Origin of the sequence: Mycoplasmopsis hyopharyngis (genome assembly GCF_045276885.1) — a bacterium.
Lineage (GTDB): Bacteria > Bacillota_I > Bacilli_A > Mycoplasmatales > Metamycoplasmataceae > Mycoplasmopsis > Mycoplasmopsis hyopharyngis.
The window spans coordinates 179,661-201,894 of sequence record NZ_CP174164.1 but is presented as its reverse complement, the minus strand read 5'-3'; the positions used below and the strand labels follow the sequence as shown (position 1 = coordinate 201,894).

Sequence of the window (22,234 nt, the reverse complement as noted above, 5' to 3'; positions counted from 1 at the left end):
AATAGACTAAGGTAAAACTTTGGCCTATTTTTATAATTTATTTTTGATCAATGCCTAATAATTGATTATATGTAATATTTATTTCTTCAATTGAATATTTATAATCATTTTGCAAGATGTTAATATATTTTTTCATTATGAAATTGTATTGATCGTCTAAATTGTCAAAATAATTTTTAGTATAAAGAGTTGTTATATTTATCATTCTCAACAAAGCATATTTTAAGAAATGTTTTTTTGACATAAAAGGTTTATGTAGTTTTATTCAATTTATTTGGGTTCCAATTTTATAAGTTATAGTATCTAATTTAATAATAAATTTTACATTTTTTAGTTTAAATGAATATTTACTATCATTAAAAGCCAAAACTTGTTCAAAGGACTTAGAAAATAATTCATTACTTTTTTTAAACATTACCATTGCCTTATTAGCACAAATGATACCTGCTACATTTAAGAAAATAGCAAATAAAGAGCTCAATACTATGAATAGAAGTGTTGTTTTGATTTTTTTATAAAACAAGTCTTCTAATGATGTTATTTTTAAAAGTCATATATAAGAAATTAATGAAGCATAAAATATTATGAGATTAAGAACAGCTAAAAATATTATAGGAAAAAGATACTTTTTTATGTTTTTAAAATAAAAATAAATAAAAATTTTTCTTTTTGCTTGATCCAATAAAATTCATGTTTTAAAACTTGAAATGGATAGTAATATTCCACAAATAGCTATAAGGAAATTCATTATTCAATCTAAATAATGTGTAATTAACCCAAATTATCTAATTTATTATCATTGGGTAATGTTCTAATATATCAACCTTTATTTACATCTTCAACTTTTACCAAGTTTCACACATAAAGTTCTTCATTTGTTTTTTCTAAAAAATATTGTAATGGTTTAACTTCACCAGTTTTTAAATTCATAAAATGTAAATTTTTTCCACCAATAGCAGTTTCTCAATAATCCCCATATTGTTCGCTCTCATTAACAACAACTCAATCAAAACTTTGATTTTTTAATCTTTTTATTTTTTCTTCATTAGGATCTAGATTTTGTTCTTCATAAGCATTATAAATAGTATATTCCTTATTGTTAGCTTTATGTTCTACACTATAGACATTAGAATACACTATATTATTAATTGGTGTAATAACATTTCCTAAATTTGTAAATATGCTTATTGTTTTTTTTCATTATTTTTCTCCTTTATTTTATATTTAATAGTTCATTGTACTTTTGTTTAATATATTCAATTGAGTAATTAAATCTTTTCTCAAAAAGAAATATTAATTTTTTCATAATAAAATTATATTGATCATCTTCATTTTCAAATTTTTCAGAACTTTTTCAAAGCGAAATAGAGATTATTGTTAATAAAAAACCTTTTAAATTGTCAGTATTAAATTTATATTTTTTATTTCGCGATATTAATTTTATTGTCATACTAATTTTATTTTTTATTTTACTGTTATAAACATTGAAACTCATTGAAGATAGTGAATAGTTATATTTATTCTCATCGAAATTTAAAATGTCGTCAAATGATTTATCAAATCACTTATGTTCTTTTTTATATTTTTTTATTGAATTACTAGTAGAAATAATTATTAGAATATGAGCAATAATTGTTGGAATTAATGTAACACTTTCTATCGATATAAATACTATTAATTCTGTTTTACTAGAATAAAATCTTGGTAATTTGTAAGCAAATGAATAAGTCAACAAACCTATTAAAAAAAGAAATATTGTTAAAACAAAAGTAAAAGCTAATATCTCTCATCTAAAATATTTTTTCATGTTTTTTCAATGATGATAAATAAAAATTTTTTTATCGGTGTGTGACTTTATAATTCAAAGTGTTTTTACCATAAATAATGTTAAAATAAATCAACAAGCAAGAATCACTCTATAAATTATTCGATTTCATTCCATATCTAAATTTCCTTTCATTTATATTAAAAACATATGTTTTTAATTTTAACAAATATTTAATATTCGTTGTTGGTTTATAGATATAAATTCTAAGTATGAAAACAATTAATAATCTAATATTTTATAACTGTTAGTTCATAACATATTCTGCTTGTTTTATTACATCATCAATAGCACTTTTTTGATATTGGGGTGGATAATTGTATTTTTTCAAGCATTCTTTTATTTTAATTCTCATTTTTGCTCTTGTTGATTCTTTATTCGACCAATCAGTTGATGCATATTCTTCCACAACATCTTTTAATTCTTTTGCAATGAGTTTTAAGATTTCATCATCCAATAATTTCTTTGCATTTTCATCTCTTGCAAGCGCATCATAAAATGCTCTTTCTCTGCCAAAGATTCCTAGTTCAAGCGCTTTTTGTTCATTACTTACCATCTCACTTGCAAATGATACTAAATCAACAATTGTAGCTTCCGGAGAAAAACTAAGATCTCTGTCATTATATTTTTCAAGAATTTTTCTAAGTCTTTTAGAATATTCTTGAGATTTAAAATAATTAGTTTTTCTTGATTCAGAAATTGCTCTTTCAAGTAATTTTTTTACTATTTCAATAAATATATGTGTAGGATTATTCTTTCTTAATTTTTCTATATTTTCATCACTTAATAAATCTATTAGATTTAGAGATAGACTATCATCTTTTGTCAATACTTTGACTTCATCACCTTTAATTGCATCTGTTAATAAATTAGATACATATTCGTTCATTTCTTGAGTTGACACAATACCTGATTTATTTCTAAGTTTTAATATATAACTTCTAATTGCCAAATAATATATTACATCATCTTTTTCTTCACTTGTTAACATACCCGCACATACAACAAATGCCTGTTTAAGCGATAATGACAAATCATTAATAAAAGGATCTTCCCTTTTTAATTTATCAATTAAAATAAATTGGGTTCCTGCTTGAATTGCTGTAAATCTTTTTAAAGCATCGGTACTAAAAAAACTAGATTTATCAACTTTGTAAAATCATTCATTAAGAATACTTAGTTTTTCTTTTAAGATAACATAAATTTCATTTTTGATATCTTGCACATTATTTAGTTTATCTCGATTCGTATACTCTTCTAAGGCAGAATTTAATTCTTTATTCAATCCAATATAGTCGACAATTAAACCAGAGTTTTTTCCTGGATAAACTCTATTTACACGTGCAATTGCTTGCATTAAATTATAAGATTTAAGTCTTTTTATAAAATACATCACATCTAAATCTTGTACATCAAAACCTGTAAGTCACATATCACAGACTATTGCAATTTTGTACTTTGAGTTTTCTTTTTTAAATTCTTCGCCTAAATCGCGCCTGTAATTTGAATTCCCAAATAATTTTCTTTGTTCTTCAGTATCTTTGTTAGATTCTGTAACAATTAAAATTGTTTTTTCTTTATATTCTTGATTTTGTTTGACAATTTCATTATAAAGTTTCATAGCAGCGATTCTTGTTTGACAAACAATCATTGCTTTACCATTTAAAAACCCTTTTCTTTCTTTATAATGTTCTAAAATGTCTTTCACAAATAATTTAATCATATCATCATCTTCTAATATGACTTTAATTTTTGACATTTCTGCTTTTGAACGTTCAATCGATTTTTTATCTGCTTGTTTTGTGTTTTCTAAATTTTCATAATATTGATCAATTTGTTTTAAAAGGTCATTATTAGTTCAAACCTTTGCTAATCTAGATTCATAATATAACCTAACTGTTGCTCCATCGATAATAGATTGAGTCATATCATATACATCAATAATTTCACCAAAAATATCTGTTGTCTGTTTTTCTTTTGTAGAAACAGGTGTACCTGTAAATCCAATAAATGTTGCATTAGGTAATGCTTCTCTTATATACTTTTCTATACCATACTTAAAAATAGCATTTATTTCTTCTGTTTCTTCATTCACTTTATAATGAACTGTTTCATAAAGACCGTAATGACCTCGATGTGCTTCATCTGTCATAACAATAATATTGTTTCTTTTGTTTTTTGGAAGATTTTTTTTATCAAATTTAGCAACAGTTGTAAAGATTATTCTGCCTTGTTTTATACTATTTATTTTTTCAACTAAATCATTTCGAGATAAAGCAGTAATTGGTTCACAATTTAGATATTCCCTAGCACTAAAAAATGTTTTATACAATTGATTATCTAAATCAATTCTATCGGTTAAAACAACAATTGTTGGAACATTTAATGTTTTATTTAATAACAATCTATGGGCAAGCATCACCATTGAAAAGGATTTTCCACTCCCTTGTGTGTGTCAAATAATTCCTGCCTTACCATTTCCATTTGGTTTAATTGTTTTGATTATCGAATCTAATGCTTTATTTACACCAAAATATTGATGATATTGTGACATTATTTTTACTGGTTTTTGATTTTTATCAATGATAAAAAAGATATTATTTTTAATAACATCAAGTAATCTAGAACGTTCGAATAGCCCATCAATTAATATATTTATTTTATTTACACACTTATCATCATAGCCATCTTCGCCTTTAACACTTTTTCATTCATTAAATCTATCTATTTTAGAAGTTAATGTACCAACTTTAGTACTAACACCATCTGAAATTACTAAAAAAGCATTGTAGTTAAAAAGCGTAGGGATGTCAAATCTATAGCCATCAGATTCAGAATTAGAACCTAGTTGTGCATAAGCATGTTCTAATGTTGCGTTCGTAGCATCTTCATCAAAAGATTTTAATTCCATTACGATTAATGGAATACCATTTATATATATAATTACATCTGGAATTCTAGTATTTTTTCCTTCATTGAATTTAACCTGATGCATTACTTCAAATGTATTATTTTCAAAATTATCAAAATCAATAAATTTAATTAAAGGATTTGTATCAAAATCGCGAGATTCTATGGTGATTCCATGAACTAATATTTTGTGGAATTGTTGGTTACGTTCAAATAAAGAAGGGTTATCAAGTCTTGTTATTTTGTTTATTGCTTCCTGTATTACATCTGTGCTTTTTATTTTATTAATTCTATTCAAAGATTCTCTTAATTGTTCTTCATTGATAAACTCATCAAGTTTTCTATTCAATATTCAATCATTTTTTTCGTCTAACAACTGATAACCTTTGTTTTTCAATAAAGACATAATTGCTTCTTCTACTGTTTTTTCGTTTATCATATATTACCACCTTATCGAAATTATCAATAACTAGTTTATAGCTTTTAATCTTTATCATTTTTTAGGATAAGTCAAATTATCTAAAAGAACTTAATGATTAATAAAATTTAAATTACATTTCCAAAACAAATGCTTTATATAGCTATTAAAATTTATAACAAAACATTCTCTTAATTTGTTAAATATATTATATAAAATGTCTCATTATTTTGAATTTTTGTTTCAAATAGTTAACACTATTGGAAGTGTGGATAATTTGATAGAAAATTTAACTAAACAAAACGAAATATTAATGACTTTAGGTATCAGTAAAATTAATCAATTTAATAATAGTTATGAGAAAAAATCATTAAATAAAATTGTTAAATTTGAAAAAGGATTTGAAGTAGGATCATCAAAGTATAATGAAATATATAAAAAAGGTTTAATTAATTATCTAAGAGTTGGTGATTTATTATCGTTGAGTAATACATACATAGATGAAAAAGATAGTGATAAAATTGCAAAATTTGAAGATATATTAGTTGCTTTTGATGGTTCGCCAGGAAGAAATAGCATAGGATTAGTTGGTGCTTATTCATCAGGAATATATAATTTAAAAAGTACAAATAATGACAAAGGATTAGTATATTTTGAAATGAATAGTGATATTAATAAAAAAATTATTAATAATCACTCAAAAGGAACAACTATTCTTCATGCTTCAAAATCTATTAATTATCTTATTTATGTTGACGTTGATAACAACGATAGAAAAGTACTAAACAACTATTTTAATTTAATATTGCAAAATAAAAAGAAGATTAACTTTTTAAACAAAATAAAAGATAATCTTCTTAATAAATATTTTTAATATTTACCAATCTATAATTTTGTCGACAATTGCTTGTTGTTCTTCACTAGTTTTTCTAAGATATATCCTTGTAGTTTCTATGGATTCGTGACCCATTAAGTCAGCTAGTAAGGCTATATCTTTTCTTTTTTCTAAAAAGTTTTTAGCATATCTATGTCTAAATGAATGAGGATAAATTACTTTCTCATTCATTTTATATTTTTTGCCAAAAACCTTTAATTGATGAGATATTCCTCTTGTTGATATTTGTTTTTTGTCTTTATTTAGAAATAAATATCCTTCAATTCTTCCTATAGAATCATAATATCCTATAGCTTTAACTCTTAACTTTTTAGGAATAAATATACGTCTAATTTTTCCAGACTTGGCGTATAGATCAATATAACCGCGTTTTAAATGTTCATATTTAAATTGAATTAATTCGGAGACACGAGCTCCTGTTGCTCCAAGAAATCTTACTATAAAATACCATTCATAGTTGTTATCTTTTAAAAGTTTGTTTTTAAAGAATTCATAATCTGCATCACTAATAACATTTTCAAGATAAGTTTTTTGTTGAATTTTAATGAATTTTAGTTTTAGCTTTTCTTTTTTAATATATTCAAGATATTTGTTTATTCCTTGAATTCTTAAATTTACTGTTTTTCCTTTGTGATTATCAACTAAAATTGCCTTAAATGCCAATAAGTTTTGTTTGTTAATTACATTAAAATATTTTAAGTATAAGTCTACTGAGGATTGATATGAATCAATTGTGTTTTTAGATAAATTTTGATGAATCAAAAATGTTTTAAAATCTTTCATTTGATACCTCCATTTTTGAAGATATCTTATCTTTAAAAATATTTTTCTAATAAATTTTGTTTAATTATTATAAGTTTTTTATTTTTTTCTTGAATTTTTAGTTCTATAATTAACAAATTATGCATTAAAAATTCATATTTTTTTAATTGATATTCATTTAATATAGGAAATTTTATTCCTTTGAAACATGTCTCATTAAGAGAAGATCTTGTTGATGCTTTTGAAGATGAAAATAACAATTTTTCTAAATTTTCTTGTGTTAAAAAGTCTCTAATAAATTCCTTTTCATATTTGTTGTACGGAATAATTTTAGCTAAAGCAACATTATAAGCGCCGTTTAGACCATATCTTATTTTTCCTGCCTCACCATACTTATCAATCATAATATCTGTTTTTTCACATATAGAATTTTTATTTGAGATTGGTATGTATGTTAAATTGTTATCATTGGAATAGTCTCTGTTTTGTATAAAACGTATATAACCATTTTTGTTTTCATATGTATGAAATTTTTTGGGAGGTTGTGAGCCATTTTTAAATTTAATATGATTTAAAATTTCATCTGATCTATCACAAATTTTAGAAAAATTGGAAAAATATAATTTTCTAAAATTTTTAATTTTCTTAATTAATTCATTATTCTTTTCAATCAAATCATCGACACTTCCAATAGTGTTAACTATGTGATGTTGTTTTTGCAAATCGGGAACAAAAATATCAATATCTTTTAAATCGTTTAAAAAGAGACAAGGTTGAGCAGCTCCCTTAATTCTTGTATTAATTGATATTTTCCCAGTGTTTGAATGAAAAAAATAATTGAGATATTCAGACAAGATAATTGAATTATTAGGTTTTAAAATAGCGACATTGTATTAATTAGGTTCCAAATCATTTATGCAAGCGGATTGACCAACTGTCCCTATTTTAGTAATAACAACATCTTTATATTCTGTTTTTGTTCTTTTTCTAATTTGAAGGAAGGTATTATTATTGATTTTTCTATCATTATCATTAATAAATATTTTTCCTCCTTTAATATTTTTGCAACTTAATAAATAATTGCTGCCATTCTCATCATCTATAACAGTTGAGTGGGTTCCATCAGTTATATTAATACATATATCATTTAACTTTTTATTAGCCATAAAATTATGAGAACGTACAAAATTAAAGATTTAGGAAAAGTAATAACAGGCAAAACACCTTCAACCAAAGTAAATATATTTTGGAATTCTAATGATTTCCCTTTTATTTGTCCGCCTGATATTAAAAATAATAGATATATATCAAAAAGTATTAAATATATAAGTAACTATGCACTAAATAAATTCAATTCAATAAAATTGAAAGAAAATAGTATTGTTATTAGTTGCATAGGTTATATAGGGTATGTTTCAATTACTAAAAAACTTAGTATTTCAAATCAACAAATTAATGCTATTACTAATATCAATAGAAATATAGTGTCAGAACTTTACTTATATTATCTATTACTAACAAAAAAAGATTATTTCAATAGCATAGGAAAAAATGGAACAACAATGCCCATAATTAATAAAACACTATTTGAGAACATAGAATTATCTATTCATTCTATTGAACAACAACATCACATAGTTAACACTATCCTTTATTTCATCTCTTTTTCTAAAATATCTTTAACTTTTTCTTCTAGTTCCTTACCCTCCTTTATTAATTCAAACAATTCTGCAGAAGCTTTTCTAAGTTCATCTTGAATCTCTTTGGGTGACAATTTATTAGATTCATCTACTCCTACATATCTTCCGGGATTTAAAGAATAATCATTCGATTTTATTTCTTCCAAACTTGCTTTTTTACAAAATCCTGGTATATCTTCTAATGTATTATACTTAAAATCTTTATATGCTTTAACTATTTTATTAATATCCATCTCTTCTAATACTCTTATTTTTCTAGAAATAAGTTTACCCATAGAATCAGCGTTTATAAATAAAATATCAGTATTGGTTTTTCCTTTGTTTAATATTCAACATTGAACTGAAATACTAACATTTGAAAATAACTTATTGGGTAAGGCTATGATTGCATCTACTGCCCCCGCCTCAATCATTGCTTTTCTAATTGTATAATCATCTTTTGTATTGGATGTAGTTGCACCATTAGGCATAAGAATTGCTGCTTTTCCCTTTGGAGCAAGTTTAGAATACATCAATTCTAATCAAGCGTAGTTGGCATTATTTGTATCTGGTTTTCCAAATAATCATCTTGAGTCACCCTCAAGAGATGGTTTTCAATATTCTTTTAGGTTATAAGGTGGATTAGCAATAATAAAATCTGCTCTTAAACTTTTATGTAAATCATCAGTAAACGAATCACCATTTCTTTCACCAAGATTTCCTTCAAGTCCTCTAATCGCTAAATTCATTTTCGCCATTTTTCAAGTTCCTGGATTTGATTCTTGTCCAAAAATAGAAATGTCATCAACTTTACCTTGACGCTCTTTTACAAACTTAGAGCATTGAACAAACATACCTCCTGATCCACAACATGGATCGTATACTCTACCTTTATATGGTTCTAGAATATCAACCATTAATTCTACTAAAGATTTTGGAGTAAAGAATTCACCACCTTTTGTTGGAATATATTTAGCAAATGCTCCAATATAAAATTCATACACTTGACCAAAAAAATCACCTTTAACGTCCTTCATATTTAAATTATTGGTAAAAAAGTCTACTAATTCACCTAGTGCTATTTTATCCAAATCACTTTTTGAATAAGTTTTTGGCAAGATTCCTCTTAATTGATTATTGCTTTTTTCTAGTTCAATAAAAGCTTCATCAATTATTTGTCCTAAGTCGTCTTGTTTTGAATGTGTTGCTATATAATCTCATAAAGCTTTTTTAGGAACAATAAAAACATGATCAGATATATAGTAATCATCATCGTTTTCTCTATCGTCTTTGAATTTTGCTAATTCTTCATATTTTGCGGTGTATTTATCGCTAACATATTTTAAAAATACTAATCCAAGAACTATATTTTTATAATCGGCAGGATCACATTTATCTCTTAATTTTTCAGCAGCTTTTCATAAAATATCTTCTTTTATAATTTCTGACATATTCTTTTTTCCTTTATCTTTTTTCAAATAATTTGTTTTTATTTTTTAATAAAAAGAAAAAAATACACAACAAATTTACTAATTTTGATATATCTAACTTCTTTTTTTTATTAAAAACATTACTTTTTTGTTTTCCACTTTAACAACACAAATTATTTATTAATATATCAATTATAATAAACAAATACAGGTTGCAACAAAAGTATTGTATATTCTCTCTAGTATATTTTTAACAAAAATATTCACTGTATTCTTAATAAACACAAATATTTAAAATGGTTTTAAAAATGTGTGTTATTTCTCAAACAAAATGTCACTTTTGCAACCACTTTTAATAAATATAAATTTATTATAAATTTTCTTTTTTAATTTTGTTTATATTTAGAAAAATAAAGAAGCAAAAAGCGCTTTTGTTAACAAAAGCCACATTTATTTATGTATTTATTAGAGAGTTTTGAATGATAATAGCTAATCTTTGAAAATGAGATTAGTTATTTTTCTCAAATTGTTTTACTGATATTTTCATTAACTTCTTTTAGCTGTTCAGATATCTTTTTTAACAAATTCATAGCTTCCAAAGAAATGTTATTTGTTGCATTACTTGAATTCAATAAAGTTTTAATTTTTTCAATATTATTATATGAAAATGATTGATTTATCGAATGAATTTTGGTTATTTTTCGAATTCCTTCAATACTTGGATCAAGATTATTTTTAATTGCATAAATCATATCAGGAGTAAGTTGTTCACCTTTTGGTTCTCTTGCTTGATATCTTTTGTTATTAGCAATAAATTCTATAACACCATCACTATTAATAACTGATTTAACCATTCTTTTTTCTAGCATCATAACCCTGTTGTTGTGTTCATCAAAAGGAGCATATCTTTTGTTGTTAAATTGAATTGTTCCGCCTAAAATTTTTTCTATCAATTTTTAAATCCATTTTCATTTCATTAGCTGAAATTGGTTTTCTAAACACATTAATTTTATCTTCACATGTCTTTTTAAATTTCTTATTATAAAATTCGACAATTTGTTTTTTGTTTTTTTGAAGGTCTTCAATAGTTGTTCAACCTTGTTGATGAAAATAGAGAGGATAATTTTTTTGACAAGTGTCAAATGATCTTTCTACATTTGGTTTAAATTTAGGATTGCTTGAGTAATCTAAATCAATATTTTTTTCGCTCAACGTTTCTTTAAAGGCGGTTTCAGTAAATTCACTACCTCACATTGTTCTTCTTTTATCAGATAATACCGCTTGGGGAAGACCATATTGTTCAAAAACCATTTCTAACAATTTTTGGTAACCACGATTTGTTTCTTCTTTTTCTATTCATATTCCAAGCAACATTTTGGTTCCGGAATCAATAGCATGATAAATAGTTATCTTTTCTTTTGTACCAAAAAATCTATCATTGCAATCATCAACTTCTACGCATTGACCAAAATCATATTTTGATTTGTTGTTTAAGAACAAAACCAGTTTTTCAATTTTGTTTAAATATTTTAAATTGTCTTTATAAATTATTATGTTTTCTACTTTATTTTTTTCAATTATATTTTTAGTAATTCTTATAGCTAATCTTTTGGTTTTACGTTTAGCATAAGGACTACAAAAACCATTTCTTAACAAGTTTTTATAAAAAGTTGAATACTTGATTTTTGCTTTTGTTTCCTCGTTTAGTCCTTTATAAAAATCAGAAAAAGTAACAATTCTACCTGTTTTTTCACCATTAAGTTCTTTGTTTATTTTTTCGTATTCTTTATAAAGTTTTGACAATAAAGTTTCATCAACTTTTTTAGCGTTTTGATTATTTGTATTTTTATGAAAAAGCTCAAACTTTTGCTTTGTTTTTTCTTTTTCAATTTCTGAACATAAAGCAATTAACTTTTTCCTATACCTGATAATAGTTCTAATTGATTTACCTAATTTTCATGACAATCAAGAATTACTTCTTTTTCAATTGTGTTGAACTATATCTAAATTAGCTTTTAATGAAGTTGCATAATTCTAATAATACATAACTCACCTTCCATATTTATTTTATTAAATATTAAAAGTGACATTTTGTTTGAGAATCGATTGCTTATTAAAGATAAAGTAAAATTTAAAATACTTTTAAAAAAATGCAGTATGATTATTATGTATGAAGGCGTCGTGCACAGGTTAGTAAATAACAAATCTGAGAGTTGTATATAAACCGCTAAACTCCAGCAATGGAGACGGCAAGAGGGTATCTTTGTTTTAGGTATCGCTCTTTTTGTTTGTTTTTCCTGAGTTTTTAAGTTACAAAATTAAAAAAACCATTTTACCCTTATTTATAGACTAATAAGGAAAAAATGGTTTTTTATTTACATACTAATTTTTGAAAAAATTTTTTCAAAAATTTTGTAATTTTCGTAATTTGTTAAATTTGAATCATTTGTATGGTATTTTCTATCCATTTCATTATCTCCATAATATGAAATGGTTACTGTAGCAGATTCAATAGCATCAATAAAGCTTTTGTTTGTTACTTTATCCAAAACGTCATATTCTTCTTTGATTTTGTTGTTGAGAATAAATAAAGCATATTTAATTACAACAAGAGCTAAAAAACAAAGAACAAAATGGCCGAAAATGTGATTAGTTGAATTAACGAAAATTGGTCTAATTTTTAAAGCGTTTTTAAGTGTTCTAAAGTTTTCTTCAATTTGTCATTGCTTATGATAGATAGCAACAATTTCTTCTGGTTTTAAATCATTTCTTGAAGTTTCATAAACATAAATTCCATCATATTGTTGATCTTCAACAATTTTTTTCATAATCCAATTTGAATTGCAAATTACCAACTTAAAAACTCAGGAAAATATCAAATAATGTTTATCAAATAACTATTGAACATTGAATTAAAATAGACTCCTGCCTAAACAGTTGAGTCTATTTTATTTTTCTCATCAACGCCTAAAAAATCATTGTATTTTTCTCTTATTTGTTCAATAGAATAATGAAAATCTTTTTGCAAAATAGCTATAAATTTCTTCATTATAAAGTAATATTGATCATCAAAACTATCAAAATGACTTTGGCTATTTCAAATTGCTATATTAATCATTCTTAATAAAGCAAATTTTAAAAAATGTTTTTTAGTGCTAAAAAGTCTAGCTATACAAATTATGCTAATTTGAGTATTTATTTTCATAATAAATTTTTTATTTTCAACAAAAAAAGTCATTCACTTCAACTCATATGGATATTTACTATCATCAAAAGCTAAAATGTTGTCGAGAGATTTGTTAAATAATTCGTTTTTATATTCTTTTCTTGTTTTAACGAAACGAATAATAATTTTTATGTGTGTTAAGAAAGATAAAAAGGTTCAAAAAATAAGAAAAAATAAAAACAATGATAAATAAATTTGATAAGGTTTTCGAGATTTTTGTACTATAGAATTATAAAAATCTAATACAAATCAAAAAGCAGAAGCAAAAAACACTAATATAGTAAAGATAAGAGATATTATTGCAAGAATAAAAAGTTTCTTTTGATTTTTCCAATAATGAAAAATATAAATTTTTCTTTTTGTTTGGCTTAACATATATAATGTTTTAAAAATTAAAGAAGTTGAAACAGCCATAATGATGGCAATTAAAATATAACCTATCAATTCAAAAATTATATTTTTTCACATAATTAGCCTAAATTATCAAATTTTGTGTCATTTGGTAATGCTCTTATATATTAACCTGTAATTTTATTAATTAATATTCAGCAATTTATTGTATGTATTTTTTATGTCTTCTATTGAATATTTAAAAAACTTTTGAAATAGCTCTATAAATTTTTTCATCATAAAGTAATATTGATCATCTTGATTTTCAAATTTTTCTGAATTTTTAAAAAGTGATATTACAATCATTGCTAATATAGAATTTTTTAAATGTTCTTCTCTTGATTTAATTTTTTTTCTTGATTCTAACATTTTAATAATGTTGCTAATTTTATTAGGAATTTTGCCATTATATAAATAATAGCGCATAGAAGATAATGAATAATTATATTTATTTTCATCAAAAACTAAAATTTCATCAAAAGATTTATCAAATAATTTGTTAACTTTTTCGTATTTTTTTATTGCTTTAATAAAATAAATGATAGTGACAATATGAACTATAAGAGTTGGTATTAAAGCAAGACCTTCTATTACTAAGAATACTATCAATATATTTTTACTAGGATAAAACTTTGGTAATTTGTAAATTAAAAAATATGTAGATAAACTTGTTATAGCTAAAAAAATAATTAAAATAATAAGAAAAGACATTATTTCTAATTGAAAATGTTTTTTAAAATCTTTTCAATAATGAAAGATAAATATTTTCTTGTCAGCTTGTGTTTTCATTATTCATAGTGTTTTAATTGTGGCTAATGAAAAAATTAATAAGCATGCAAAAATTATTCTATAACATATTTGATTAATATACATAAAAACATCCTAGATTCAAATTTATTGAAAGTATTAAAAACTATTTGTTTTTAATTTTAACAAATTTTTTGTTATATGAGCTTTGATATTCCCACCAAAAGGTATTTATTATAAAAAAATCAAGGCTTTGTCCTTGACTTTGTTTTATATGCTTTCTTTTTCCTTTATTTCATTTTGTTTTATTAATATTACTATCAATCCTATAATAGCAGCAGGAGGTATTATAAAACCAACAAATAAAATAATTTTTGTTTTAAAAAAAACAATACATTTTAATAAATAAAAAAAGATTGTTATATGAAGAATGTAAGCTCCTAGAAAAATAATTGCACATATAACGGATAAAAATTTAACCGTCGTTCACTTTATACCATTTGAAAATCATTCAAAAATATTTCAAGCATTTTTATTAGGCTGTTCATTTTTTAATGAAATTAACAAAAAAGTAAGCATAATTGCAAAAAATACTAAAAATAAATAAAGTAATAATGACCATAAAGCCATACTTTTTATAGTTTTGGAATTCATCTTTCTCCTTTAAAGTATTTTATTTAAATTAGTTTATCACATTCGTCTTTGTTTTATTATTATGAATTCTAAAACAAAATTGCACACTTGCATTCTAAAACAAATTTTCACTTTTGATATTTAATAAAATGAATATGAAAGGTGAGATATGTATAATTCAAGTTTTGTTGTTTCATTAAAAGAAAGTTTAAATATCATTCAAAATAATTGGAAAAGAAAAACAAATTATTGGTTGCCAAAAAAGATTAAAAGATCAATCAGAACTGTTATTGAATATAAAAAGAAAATTATCTTGTTTTGTTCTGAAATAGATAACAAGAAAGAAAAACAAAAATTTGAGCTTTTTCATAAAAACATAAATAATCAAAATGCTAAAAAAATAGATGATTCCTTGCTAACAAAAAAAGATACAAAGCAAAAGAACCAAAAGGAGAGCAACTTACTCCTGAAATAATTTATGCAATAAAAAATAACCTTGACCCAAGCATTGAAGGTGTTCAAAAAATTAGCAAAATTCATTTAATTAATCAATCATTTTCATATGCAAATATTGAGAAAATAAAAACGTTATTGAATTCAAACGATGCTGAAAGTAAAACTTCCATTGAAGCTATCAATTTATTAAAAAGCATAGCTGAACAGCTCAAAGAAGTTAATGAAAACATTAAAAAAACAATTTGAGAAAAATAACTAATCTCAACATTAAGATTAGTCAATAACATCAAAATTCTCTTTATTAAACACAAAAAATATGTTGGCTTTTGTTAACAAAAGCGCTTTTTCGATTCTTTTATTATCAAAGTATGACCAAAAAATCAAGAAGATAACTTATAATAAGTTTATATCTATCAAAAGTGGTGCAAAAGTGCAATTTTGTTTTAGAAATAACATTTTTGTCCATTTTTATTACATAATTTCTAAAAAATGCTATGTATTCTCAAACAAATTGATAATTTTTTGTTTTTGTAAAGATATAAAAAACTCACAATTTTCATTGTGAGTCTAATATTTTTATCACGTATAATTCAATTTGAATAGTTTAAAGAGTATTGGAGATTTTAGAAAATTTTTCTAATTTCTAAAACTAAAAAAGTAATTAATAAACACATTAATAAAAACATAACGCAATGGTATAACAATGAAATTTTTTCAGAAAAGTTCCAATTATTTGACCATGCAATTAATATAGTTATTATGAACACAGCATATATAATTGCATATAAAGTAAAAAGCATTAAATTAATCTTTCTTCATTTCCTTAATTTTGGAACTATTGAAGAATCTATATATAAAAAAATGCTAAAAAACAGTATAAGAATAAATGCAACAAAAGAAAGAGAAGCAACTGTAATTGTTGGGTTGACAACTAAAAAATTATTTTTTTCTAAGATGATAAGTATTGTTTGTATTATAGAAGCTAGGGAAATAAAGATAAAAAATGATAATAATGAATATGCTTCAATATTTAATATTTTTCTACTTTTTTTATTCATTTATTCCTTCCTTTATTTGTTTGTTTAATTCTAATAAAAGAATTTGTCTTACATCTAATTGTTCATCTTTTTGTTCGTCTTTTTGAAAGTCTTTAATGTATAAATCTATATATCTATTTTCAATAATCGAATTGTTATATTGTTTTTTAATAAAATTTTCTTTTTCTATTTTTGATAAAAAGAATCTTTTTAGTGTTGAAATTTCTTTATCTTTGCTTGATGATGCTTCAATAAATTTGATTTCAAGTTCTTCTTTATTTTTTACAATATTGTTTATTTTGTTAGAAATGAGTTGAATTTCTTTGTTATTTTGTAATTCTTCAAACAACTCATCAAAGAAAAACGATAATTCATCTATTGTTTCATTTTTTTGAATATTGACTTTTAAATATGTTAATAAATTTTTTGCTTCTTCTGAATTAGTTAAGTCAAAGCAATAAGTATTAATATAATAAGATATAAAGAAATTAGATAAATAAAGATTAGCAAAAGCATTAATGATTTTTTTCATTTTTCAAGTTTTTATTTTACTAAATAAAAACGCCAAATCTAATAAACTATTTTTGATTTTTCTTTCTGATACATCAACTTTATTTTTTTCTAATAAATAAAATCTAAATAATTGATGAATTTTCATTGCTACCATTCATTCTATGTTAGGAATTTTTATTTCTTTAATGGTTTTTATGTATTGACTAGGAATGTATTTAGCTATTAAAACTTCAACATTTACATTCTTCTCATTTTGTAATTCTAATTTTGCACATATATTATCAACAAAATTAATTTTTATATTTTCTTGTTGATTTAAATCTTTAAAATTTGAATTTAAACTCATCGACATAAAATCTAGATCATTTGTTTCTCTTCAATAATCAGCGTATTTTAATGCAATTGATTTACTTCCATGAATAATAAAGTTATTCTTTTGCATATATTGTATAAGTTCAAGTGATTTCTTGTCATCAGTTCTTAAACTTTGTTTAAGTTTATCCAATATAGTAAATTTAAACAAAGTGAATAACTTAACTTTTAATCATTTTATAGATCTAAAAATGTTAAATTTATAGTATCTATTTAAAAGTATAGATGCTAATGAACTTAAAAATCAAATGATTAACAAATAACTTATAAATACTAATGATATTCAAACAAAAAATGACGAAAACAATCCCATTGTTTTTATCTTTTTTATATCAATTGATTTTATTAATGTTTGATTTTTAAATATTAATTCTAGTTTTAAATAAAGATTGATAAAAAATAAAAATAAAGATAAAAACATAAAAAAGTAATATTTTAATAATTTCTCTTTTATATATCTCTTTTCAATCATCATTTCTATTTTCTTATCTAGTATCATCCTCAACCTCATTCCTTATCTCTTAAATAAGAATTATATCTTTCTTGTGCTAACAAGTATTTTTCTGTTACTTTCTCTAAAGATAATCTAACTTTTTCTTTAGCCATTGGTAAAGAAATAAAAGATGCAAAAGATGTTTTAAATTTATTAAGTGTTTCTTGTGCATAAGTAAGAGCGTCTTTTAATCGTGTAATATTTTTTGTTTCTGATATTGATAAAATATAACCAAAAATTTCACAAACAAACTCCTTAGAATAATCCAATTCTTCTTCTTTTTGTCTCAACAAGTTTAAAAATGCTCCAACTGTAAATCCAAGCTTTATAGCAACATCAACATAAGGGACACCAGTTGAGTTAGCATCCATTGCTGCTCCAAAAAAATCAGTCATTGCTTCACCTAATTGTAATACTGGGTCTATTTTATATAAAAAAGATTTTATTTTTGCTAAAACATCTTTTGTCCCAGCATGAAAATTATAAAAAGTCTTGATTTTTCAATATATTGTATGATTAATAGATTTTCAATCATCTTCATCAACAAAATCATTTATGTCTTTTTCATTTGTAACTGAAAATGCAACAATATTTCCAACATTTTTTCTTAAACTCTTTTTTTCAATATTTTTTACTTTCTTGTAAAACTCATTTCTTAAAATATCAATTTCTCTTTTAAAATCCTGATGATTTTGCATTTCTTTACTAAGATTTTCACAATTTATGTTATGCGTATAAAACATTTTTTCCTTGAAATTATTTAAAGTAAAAGTATTATATATTTTTGTGGTTTTTAGGAGTGCGAAAATGAAAATATTTCTATATTTAAAAGGGATATTTGGTATAAAAAAATAAAAAAGCAAGCCGGTTGGCTCGCTTTATAATTGAATGAATTTGATGAATTAAAGAACTTCGATTGACCCACCAGCAGCTTCAACTGCTTTTTTAGCAGAAGCACTAACAGCGTGTAAGTTAATGGTTAATTTTTTAGTTAATTTACCATTACCTAATAATTTGATTGGTAAATTACGTTTAATAATATTTTTCTTAAATAAGCTTTCAGCATTAACAATTTCATTGGTTTTGTAGTTTTTTTCTAAAGTATCTAAGTTAATTACTTGATATTCAACGTGGTTAACATTTTGAAAACCTCTTTTACCAATTCTACGGAATCAAGGAGTTTGACCCCCCTCAAAACCTAAACGGTGTCCTGAACGTTTGTTTTGTCCAGATTGACCTTTACCAGCTTGTTTACCTTTACCTGCAGCATGTCCTCTACCAACACGGTGTTTTTCTTTTCTAGAACCTTCGGTTGGTTTTAATGAATGTAAATTTCTTTCCATAAGAGAACTCCTAATTTAATAAGTCTTTGACTTCTTTATTTCTAATGCTTGCAATTTCTTCAGGCATACGCATAGCACGTAAAGCTTTAACAGTTGCTTTAACAATGTTAGCTTTTGAACGTGAACCGTAAGTTTTGGTGTAAATATCTGTATAACCAGCTAATTCAATAACAGCACGAACTGTTCCAGAAGCAATAATACCTTTTCCTTTTGGAGCAGGTTTTAATAATACTCTAGATGATAAGAATTTAGCTTGTTGTTCATGAGGTACAGTAATTTTGTTAAAAATAGGTACTGAAACTAAATTGTTAGTTGCGTCTTTAACTGCTTTTTTAATAGCATCAGGAACTTCGTTTGCTTTTCCGTGTCCATAACCAACTTTACCTTTGTGATCGCCTACAACTACGAAAGCAGCGAATGAGAATCTTCTACCACCTTTAACAACTTTGGTTACTCTAGCAATGTCAACTACTTTTTCAGTTAATTTTAAACCAGTGTCAAAGTTTTTTGAATGAAATGAATCATTACTACTTTTTGGTTTTCTGTTTTCAGAATTACGGTTTTTATTTTTTTCTCAAATTTGGTCTCTGTTTGGTTTTTCAAAATTAGTTTTGGTTGCTTCTTTTTTAACTCTATTAACTACTTCTTTTGTTCCGGTTGAATTAGTTTGTGCCATAGGTTTTTTAACTTCTTTTTTTTCTTGATTTTCCATAATTAGAATTTAACTCCTTTAGCATTTTCTCTAACTGCTTCAGCAAAAGCTTTTACCCGTCCATGGTAAATGTAACCTGAACGATCAAAAACTAAAGTTTTGATTTTTAATTCAGTAATTAATTTAGCCATTTTTTCTCCTGCCATTTTAGCAGAAGCGATATTTCCGTGATATTTACCATTTTCTAATGTAGAAACACTAGCTAAGGTATGTCCTTTAGTGTCGTCGATTAATTGTGCATAAAAGTTTTGATGTGATTTGAAAACGCATAATCTTGGTTTTTTAGCAGTACCAGAAAGATGTTGACGAATTTTCAAATGTTTGTGTTTACGTGCTTCATTTCTTGAAACCATAACTTTTCACCCTTAAAACCGCTTTTATTTAGAAGCAGTTTTCCCTTCTTTACGACGAATTTTTTCACCTTTATATGCAATTCCTTTTCCTGAGTAAGGACTAGGACGACGCACATCACGAATAATTGAAGCGAAATGACCAACTAATTCTTTTTCAATTCCAGAAATTGTAATTTCTGTTGGTTTTGGACAAACCACAGTTAAACCAGCGGGAATTTCTAAATTAACTAAATGTGAGTACCCAACAGCTAATTCTAAAATATTTCCTTTTAAAGTAGCTTTGTAACCAACCCCTTTAATTTCTAATTCTTTCTTAAAGCCTTCTGAAACACCTTTAATCATATTAGAAATTAATGAGTTAGTTGTACCATGAAGTTGTTTTGTGTGTTTTTCTTCATTGGCTCTAACTGTACTTATTTTGTTATTTTCAATAACAATAGCAATTAAATTTGAGAAATTTTTTGTTAAACTACCTAATTTTCCTTTAGCGGTGAAGTTAGTTCCTTCTTGTAATGAAACTTCTACACCAGCAGGAATTGTTATAATACGATTTCCAACTCTAGACATAGATAATTACCTATCAAATGTAAGCGATAACTTCACCACCTACATTTTCCTTTCTAGCTTGTTTTTCAGTCATCATACCTTTTGAAGTAGAAATGATTGCTGTACCATAACCTGAAATAACATTAGGTAATTCATTAGTTTTAACATAAACTCTTAAACCAGGTTTTGAAACTCTTTTAATATCAATGATTGCACTTTGTGAACCTTTGTATTTTAAAGCAACATCTAAGAATTTTTTATTATTTTCAGTTTTAACTTCAACTGCTTGTATATAACCTTCTGCTAATAGAATATCTAGAATTTTGGCTTTTTCATTTGAGTAAGGAATAGATACATTTTTATGTTTTCTTTGATTTGCGTTTTTAATACGCACAATCATATCTGAAATAGGATCAGTTATAAACATCTTATCAACTCGCTTTCTTCATGCCTGGTATTTTACCTTCATGTGCTAAATTTCTAAAACAAATACGACATACTTTGTATTTTCTTAAAACAGCATGTGGACGTCCACATAATTCACAACGTGTATAAGCACGTGTAGAGAATTTAGGATGACGTTTTGCTTTTACTTTTAATGATTCTTTCGCCATTATTTTTCTCCTTTAACAAAAGGTAAACCAATTAATTCTAATAAACTTCTAGCTTCTTTATTAGTTTTAGCAGTAGTTATAATTTGAACATCAAGTCCTTTAATTCTACGAATTTTGTCAAATTCAATTTCAGGGAAGATAATTTCTTCTTTGATCCCTAACATGTAGTTTCCTCTACCATCAAATGATTTAGGATTCGCACCTCTAAAATCACGAATACGAGGCATTGCTACATTGATTAATTTTTCAAGAAAATCTCACATTCTTGAACGTCTTAGGGTTACTTTACCACCCATAGGCATTCCTTCACGTAGTTTTCAAGAAGCATTTGATTTTTTAGCTTTAGTTTCAAATGGTTTTTGACCAGAAATTATAGTTAATTCATTAATAACTTCTTCAATAGCTTTTGAATTTGAAACTTCTTTTCCAGCAGTCATATTTAGAACGATTTTTTCAATTTTTGGAACTTGCATTTTTGAAGAATATTTATAGATATTAATTAATTCTTTTACAACTTTTGTGTCATAGTGTTTTTTCAAATCCATAATTAAATTTCCTTCTTAGTCTTTCTTGCGATTCTTGATTTAGTTCCGTTTTTATTGATTTTGGTTCCGATTTTTGAAAAAGTTGCTGGAGTTCCTTTGGTAGCTTTTTTAAGCAATAAAGCTACGTTTGAAGCATGAATAGGTGCTTCAAAAGTTTTAATACCACCTTCGGTATCTGTTTGAGAAGGTTTTTTGTGTTTAGTAACTTTGTTGATGTCTTTGATAACAATAGTATTAGCTTTGTGGTTTAATGAAACGATTTTACCTACTTTGCCTTTTTCTTTTCCAGCAATTACAATAACATCATCGTTTTTACGTAATTTAATTTTGTTCAT

26 protein-coding genes and 1 pseudogene are annotated in these 22,234 nt (G+C 24.6%); 3 read left to right on the top strand and 24 right to left on the bottom strand.

What is annotated here, in order from left to right:
* Window positions 1-37 precede the first annotated feature (37 nt).
* The 4 genes from ACJA25_RS00840 to ACJA25_RS00825 all read right to left on the bottom strand — a co-directional run bounded on the left by ACJA25_RS00840 (window position 38) and on the right by ACJA25_RS00825 (window position 5,174).
* Window positions 38-481 (bottom strand): hypothetical protein, encoded by a 444-nt coding sequence (locus ACJA25_RS00840; protein ID WP_406615804.1) that lies wholly within the window; start codon window positions 479-481, stop codon window positions 38-40.
* Between the two features lie 290 nt (window positions 482-771).
* Window positions 772-1,137, bottom strand: coding sequence for a hypothetical protein (locus tag ACJA25_RS00835; RefSeq protein WP_406615802.1), 366 nt, complete (start codon window positions 1,135-1,137; stop codon window positions 772-774).
* Between the two features lie 76 nt (window positions 1,138-1,213).
* Complete coding sequence (locus tag ACJA25_RS00830; protein ID WP_406615800.1) at window positions 1,214-1,807, bottom strand: hypothetical protein; 594 nt, start codon at window positions 1,805-1,807, stop codon at window positions 1,214-1,216.
* A gap of 265 nt (window positions 1,808-2,072) precedes the next feature.
* Complete coding sequence (locus ACJA25_RS00825) at window positions 2,073-5,174, bottom strand: type I restriction endonuclease subunit R (RefSeq protein WP_406615798.1); 3,102 nt, start codon at window positions 5,172-5,174, stop codon at window positions 2,073-2,075.
* 196 nt (window positions 5,175-5,370) lie between these two features.
* On the opposite strand from ACJA25_RS00825, the gene ACJA25_RS00820 reads away from it, so the two are divergent.
* On the top strand, window positions 5,371-6,027 hold the full coding sequence (locus ACJA25_RS00820; protein WP_406615796.1) for a hypothetical protein: 657 nt from the start codon (window positions 5,371-5,373) through the stop codon (window positions 6,025-6,027).
* Window positions 6,028-6,030: 3 nt separating this feature from the next.
* Here the strand turns inward: ACJA25_RS00820 and ACJA25_RS00815 are convergent, their stop codons facing one another.
* The 3 genes from ACJA25_RS00815 to ACJA25_RS00805 are packed head-to-tail and all read right to left on the bottom strand — an operon-like array spanning window position 6,031 to window position 7,976.
* Window positions 6,031-6,831: a tyrosine-type recombinase/integrase gene (locus ACJA25_RS00815; RefSeq protein ID WP_406615794.1), complete on the bottom strand. Its 801-nt coding sequence runs from the start codon at window positions 6,829-6,831 to the stop codon at window positions 6,031-6,033.
* 32 nt (window positions 6,832-6,863) lie between these two features.
* Window positions 6,864-7,688 carry a restriction endonuclease subunit S gene (locus ACJA25_RS00810; RefSeq protein ID WP_406616175.1) on the bottom strand — a complete coding sequence of 275 codons (825 nt, stop codon included), beginning with the start codon at window positions 7,686-7,688 and terminating at the stop codon, window positions 6,864-6,866.
* 15 nt (window positions 7,689-7,703) lie between these two features.
* Window positions 7,704-7,976, bottom strand: a complete 273-nt coding sequence (locus tag ACJA25_RS00805) for a hypothetical protein (RefSeq protein WP_406615792.1) — start codon at window positions 7,974-7,976, stop codon at window positions 7,704-7,706.
* A gap of 6 nt (window positions 7,977-7,982) precedes the next feature.
* Between ACJA25_RS00805 and ACJA25_RS00800 the strand changes: the two are divergent.
* A pseudogene (locus ACJA25_RS00800) lies at window positions 7,983-8,414 on the top strand (restriction endonuclease subunit S); the annotation flags it as partial.
* 47 nt (window positions 8,415-8,461) lie between these two features.
* Here the strand turns inward: ACJA25_RS00800 and ACJA25_RS00795 are convergent.
* The 6 genes from ACJA25_RS00795 to ACJA25_RS00770 form a co-directional block, all read right to left on the bottom strand.
* Complete coding sequence (locus ACJA25_RS00795; protein WP_406615790.1) at window positions 8,462-9,940, bottom strand: N-6 DNA methylase; 1,479 nt, start codon at window positions 9,938-9,940, stop codon at window positions 8,462-8,464.
* A gap of 491 nt (window positions 9,941-10,431) precedes the next feature.
* Window positions 10,432-10,872 (bottom strand): hypothetical protein, encoded by a 441-nt coding sequence (locus ACJA25_RS00790; protein ID WP_406615788.1) that lies wholly within the window; start codon window positions 10,870-10,872, stop codon window positions 10,432-10,434.
* The gene (locus tag ACJA25_RS00785; protein ID WP_406615786.1) at window positions 10,835-11,884 is read right to left on the bottom strand and encodes a hypothetical protein; all 1,050 of its coding nucleotides are present in this window, start codon (window positions 11,882-11,884) and stop codon (window positions 10,835-10,837) included. The genes ACJA25_RS00790 and ACJA25_RS00785 overlap by 38 nt, the downstream gene beginning before the upstream one ends.
* Before the next feature lie 410 nt (window positions 11,885-12,294).
* Complete coding sequence (locus ACJA25_RS00780) at window positions 12,295-12,747, bottom strand: transposase (RefSeq protein ID WP_406615783.1); 453 nt, start codon at window positions 12,745-12,747, stop codon at window positions 12,295-12,297.
* A gap of 101 nt (window positions 12,748-12,848) precedes the next feature.
* Window positions 12,849-13,613 carry a hypothetical protein gene (locus ACJA25_RS00775; RefSeq protein WP_406615781.1) on the bottom strand — a complete coding sequence of 255 codons (765 nt, stop codon included), beginning with the start codon at window positions 13,611-13,613 and terminating at the stop codon, window positions 12,849-12,851.
* A 66-nt stretch (window positions 13,614-13,679) separates the two neighbouring features.
* Window positions 13,680-14,324 carry a hypothetical protein gene (locus ACJA25_RS00770; RefSeq protein WP_406615779.1) on the bottom strand — a complete coding sequence of 215 codons (645 nt, stop codon included), beginning with the start codon at window positions 14,322-14,324 and terminating at the stop codon, window positions 13,680-13,682.
* 760 nt (window positions 14,325-15,084) lie between these two features.
* Between ACJA25_RS00770 and ACJA25_RS00765 the strand changes: the two genes are divergently transcribed.
* Window positions 15,085-15,390 (top strand): hypothetical protein, encoded by a 306-nt coding sequence (locus ACJA25_RS00765; protein ID WP_406615777.1) that lies wholly within the window; start codon window positions 15,085-15,087, stop codon window positions 15,388-15,390.
* Window positions 15,391-15,994: 604 nt separating this feature from the next.
* Here ACJA25_RS00765 and ACJA25_RS00760 read toward each other — a convergent pair.
* From ACJA25_RS00760 to rplX, 11 genes are all read right to left on the bottom strand, one after another.
* The gene (locus tag ACJA25_RS00760; RefSeq protein WP_406615775.1) at window positions 15,995-16,429 is read right to left on the bottom strand and encodes a hypothetical protein; all 435 of its coding nucleotides are present in this window, start codon (window positions 16,427-16,429) and stop codon (window positions 15,995-15,997) included.
* Window positions 16,422-17,792 carry an MAG4530 family protein gene (locus ACJA25_RS00755; protein WP_406615773.1) on the bottom strand — a complete coding sequence of 457 codons (1,371 nt, stop codon included), beginning with the start codon at window positions 17,790-17,792 and terminating at the stop codon, window positions 16,422-16,424. The genes ACJA25_RS00760 and ACJA25_RS00755 overlap by 8 nt, the downstream gene beginning before the upstream one ends.
* Window positions 17,783-18,529: a hypothetical protein gene (locus ACJA25_RS00750; protein WP_406615771.1), complete on the bottom strand. Its 747-nt coding sequence runs from the start codon at window positions 18,527-18,529 to the stop codon at window positions 17,783-17,785. Before ACJA25_RS00750 ends, ACJA25_RS00755 begins: the two co-directional genes overlap by 10 nt.
* Window positions 18,530-18,688: 159 nt before the next feature.
* Entirely contained in the window at window positions 18,689-19,129 is a 441-nt protein-coding gene (gene rplO / locus ACJA25_RS00745) for a 50S ribosomal protein L15 (RefSeq protein WP_406615769.1), read from the bottom strand.
* Between the two features lie 10 nt (window positions 19,130-19,139).
* On the bottom strand, window positions 19,140-19,841 hold the full coding sequence (gene rpsE, locus ACJA25_RS00740) for a 30S ribosomal protein S5 (RefSeq protein ID WP_406615767.1): 702 nt from the start codon (window positions 19,839-19,841) through the stop codon (window positions 19,140-19,142).
* A 2-nt stretch (window positions 19,842-19,843) separates the two neighbouring features.
* Window positions 19,844-20,194 carry a 50S ribosomal protein L18 gene (rplR, locus tag ACJA25_RS00735; RefSeq protein ID WP_406615765.1) on the bottom strand — a complete coding sequence of 117 codons (351 nt, stop codon included), beginning with the start codon at window positions 20,192-20,194 and terminating at the stop codon, window positions 19,844-19,846.
* Window positions 20,195-20,218: 24 nt separating this feature from the next.
* Complete coding sequence (gene rplF / locus ACJA25_RS00730) at window positions 20,219-20,761, bottom strand: 50S ribosomal protein L6 (protein WP_406615763.1); 543 nt, start codon at window positions 20,759-20,761, stop codon at window positions 20,219-20,221.
* Window positions 20,762-20,771: 10 nt separating this feature from the next.
* Window positions 20,772-21,167 (bottom strand): 30S ribosomal protein S8, encoded by a 396-nt coding sequence (gene rpsH / locus ACJA25_RS00725; RefSeq protein WP_406615761.1) that lies wholly within the window; start codon window positions 21,165-21,167, stop codon window positions 20,772-20,774.
* A gap of 1 nt (window position 21,168) precedes the next feature.
* Window positions 21,169-21,354 carry a type Z 30S ribosomal protein S14 gene (locus ACJA25_RS00720; protein WP_406615759.1) on the bottom strand — a complete coding sequence of 62 codons (186 nt, stop codon included), beginning with the start codon at window positions 21,352-21,354 and terminating at the stop codon, window positions 21,169-21,171.
* A complete protein-coding gene (gene rplE, locus ACJA25_RS00715) occupies window positions 21,354-21,899 on the bottom strand; it encodes a 50S ribosomal protein L5 (protein WP_406615757.1) in 546 nt (181 codons plus the stop codon). The genes ACJA25_RS00720 and rplE overlap by 1 nt, the downstream gene beginning before the upstream one ends.
* 2 nt (window positions 21,900-21,901) lie before the next feature.
* Entirely contained in the window at window positions 21,902-22,234 is a 333-nt protein-coding gene (rplX, locus tag ACJA25_RS00710; protein ID WP_406615755.1) for a 50S ribosomal protein L24, read from the bottom strand.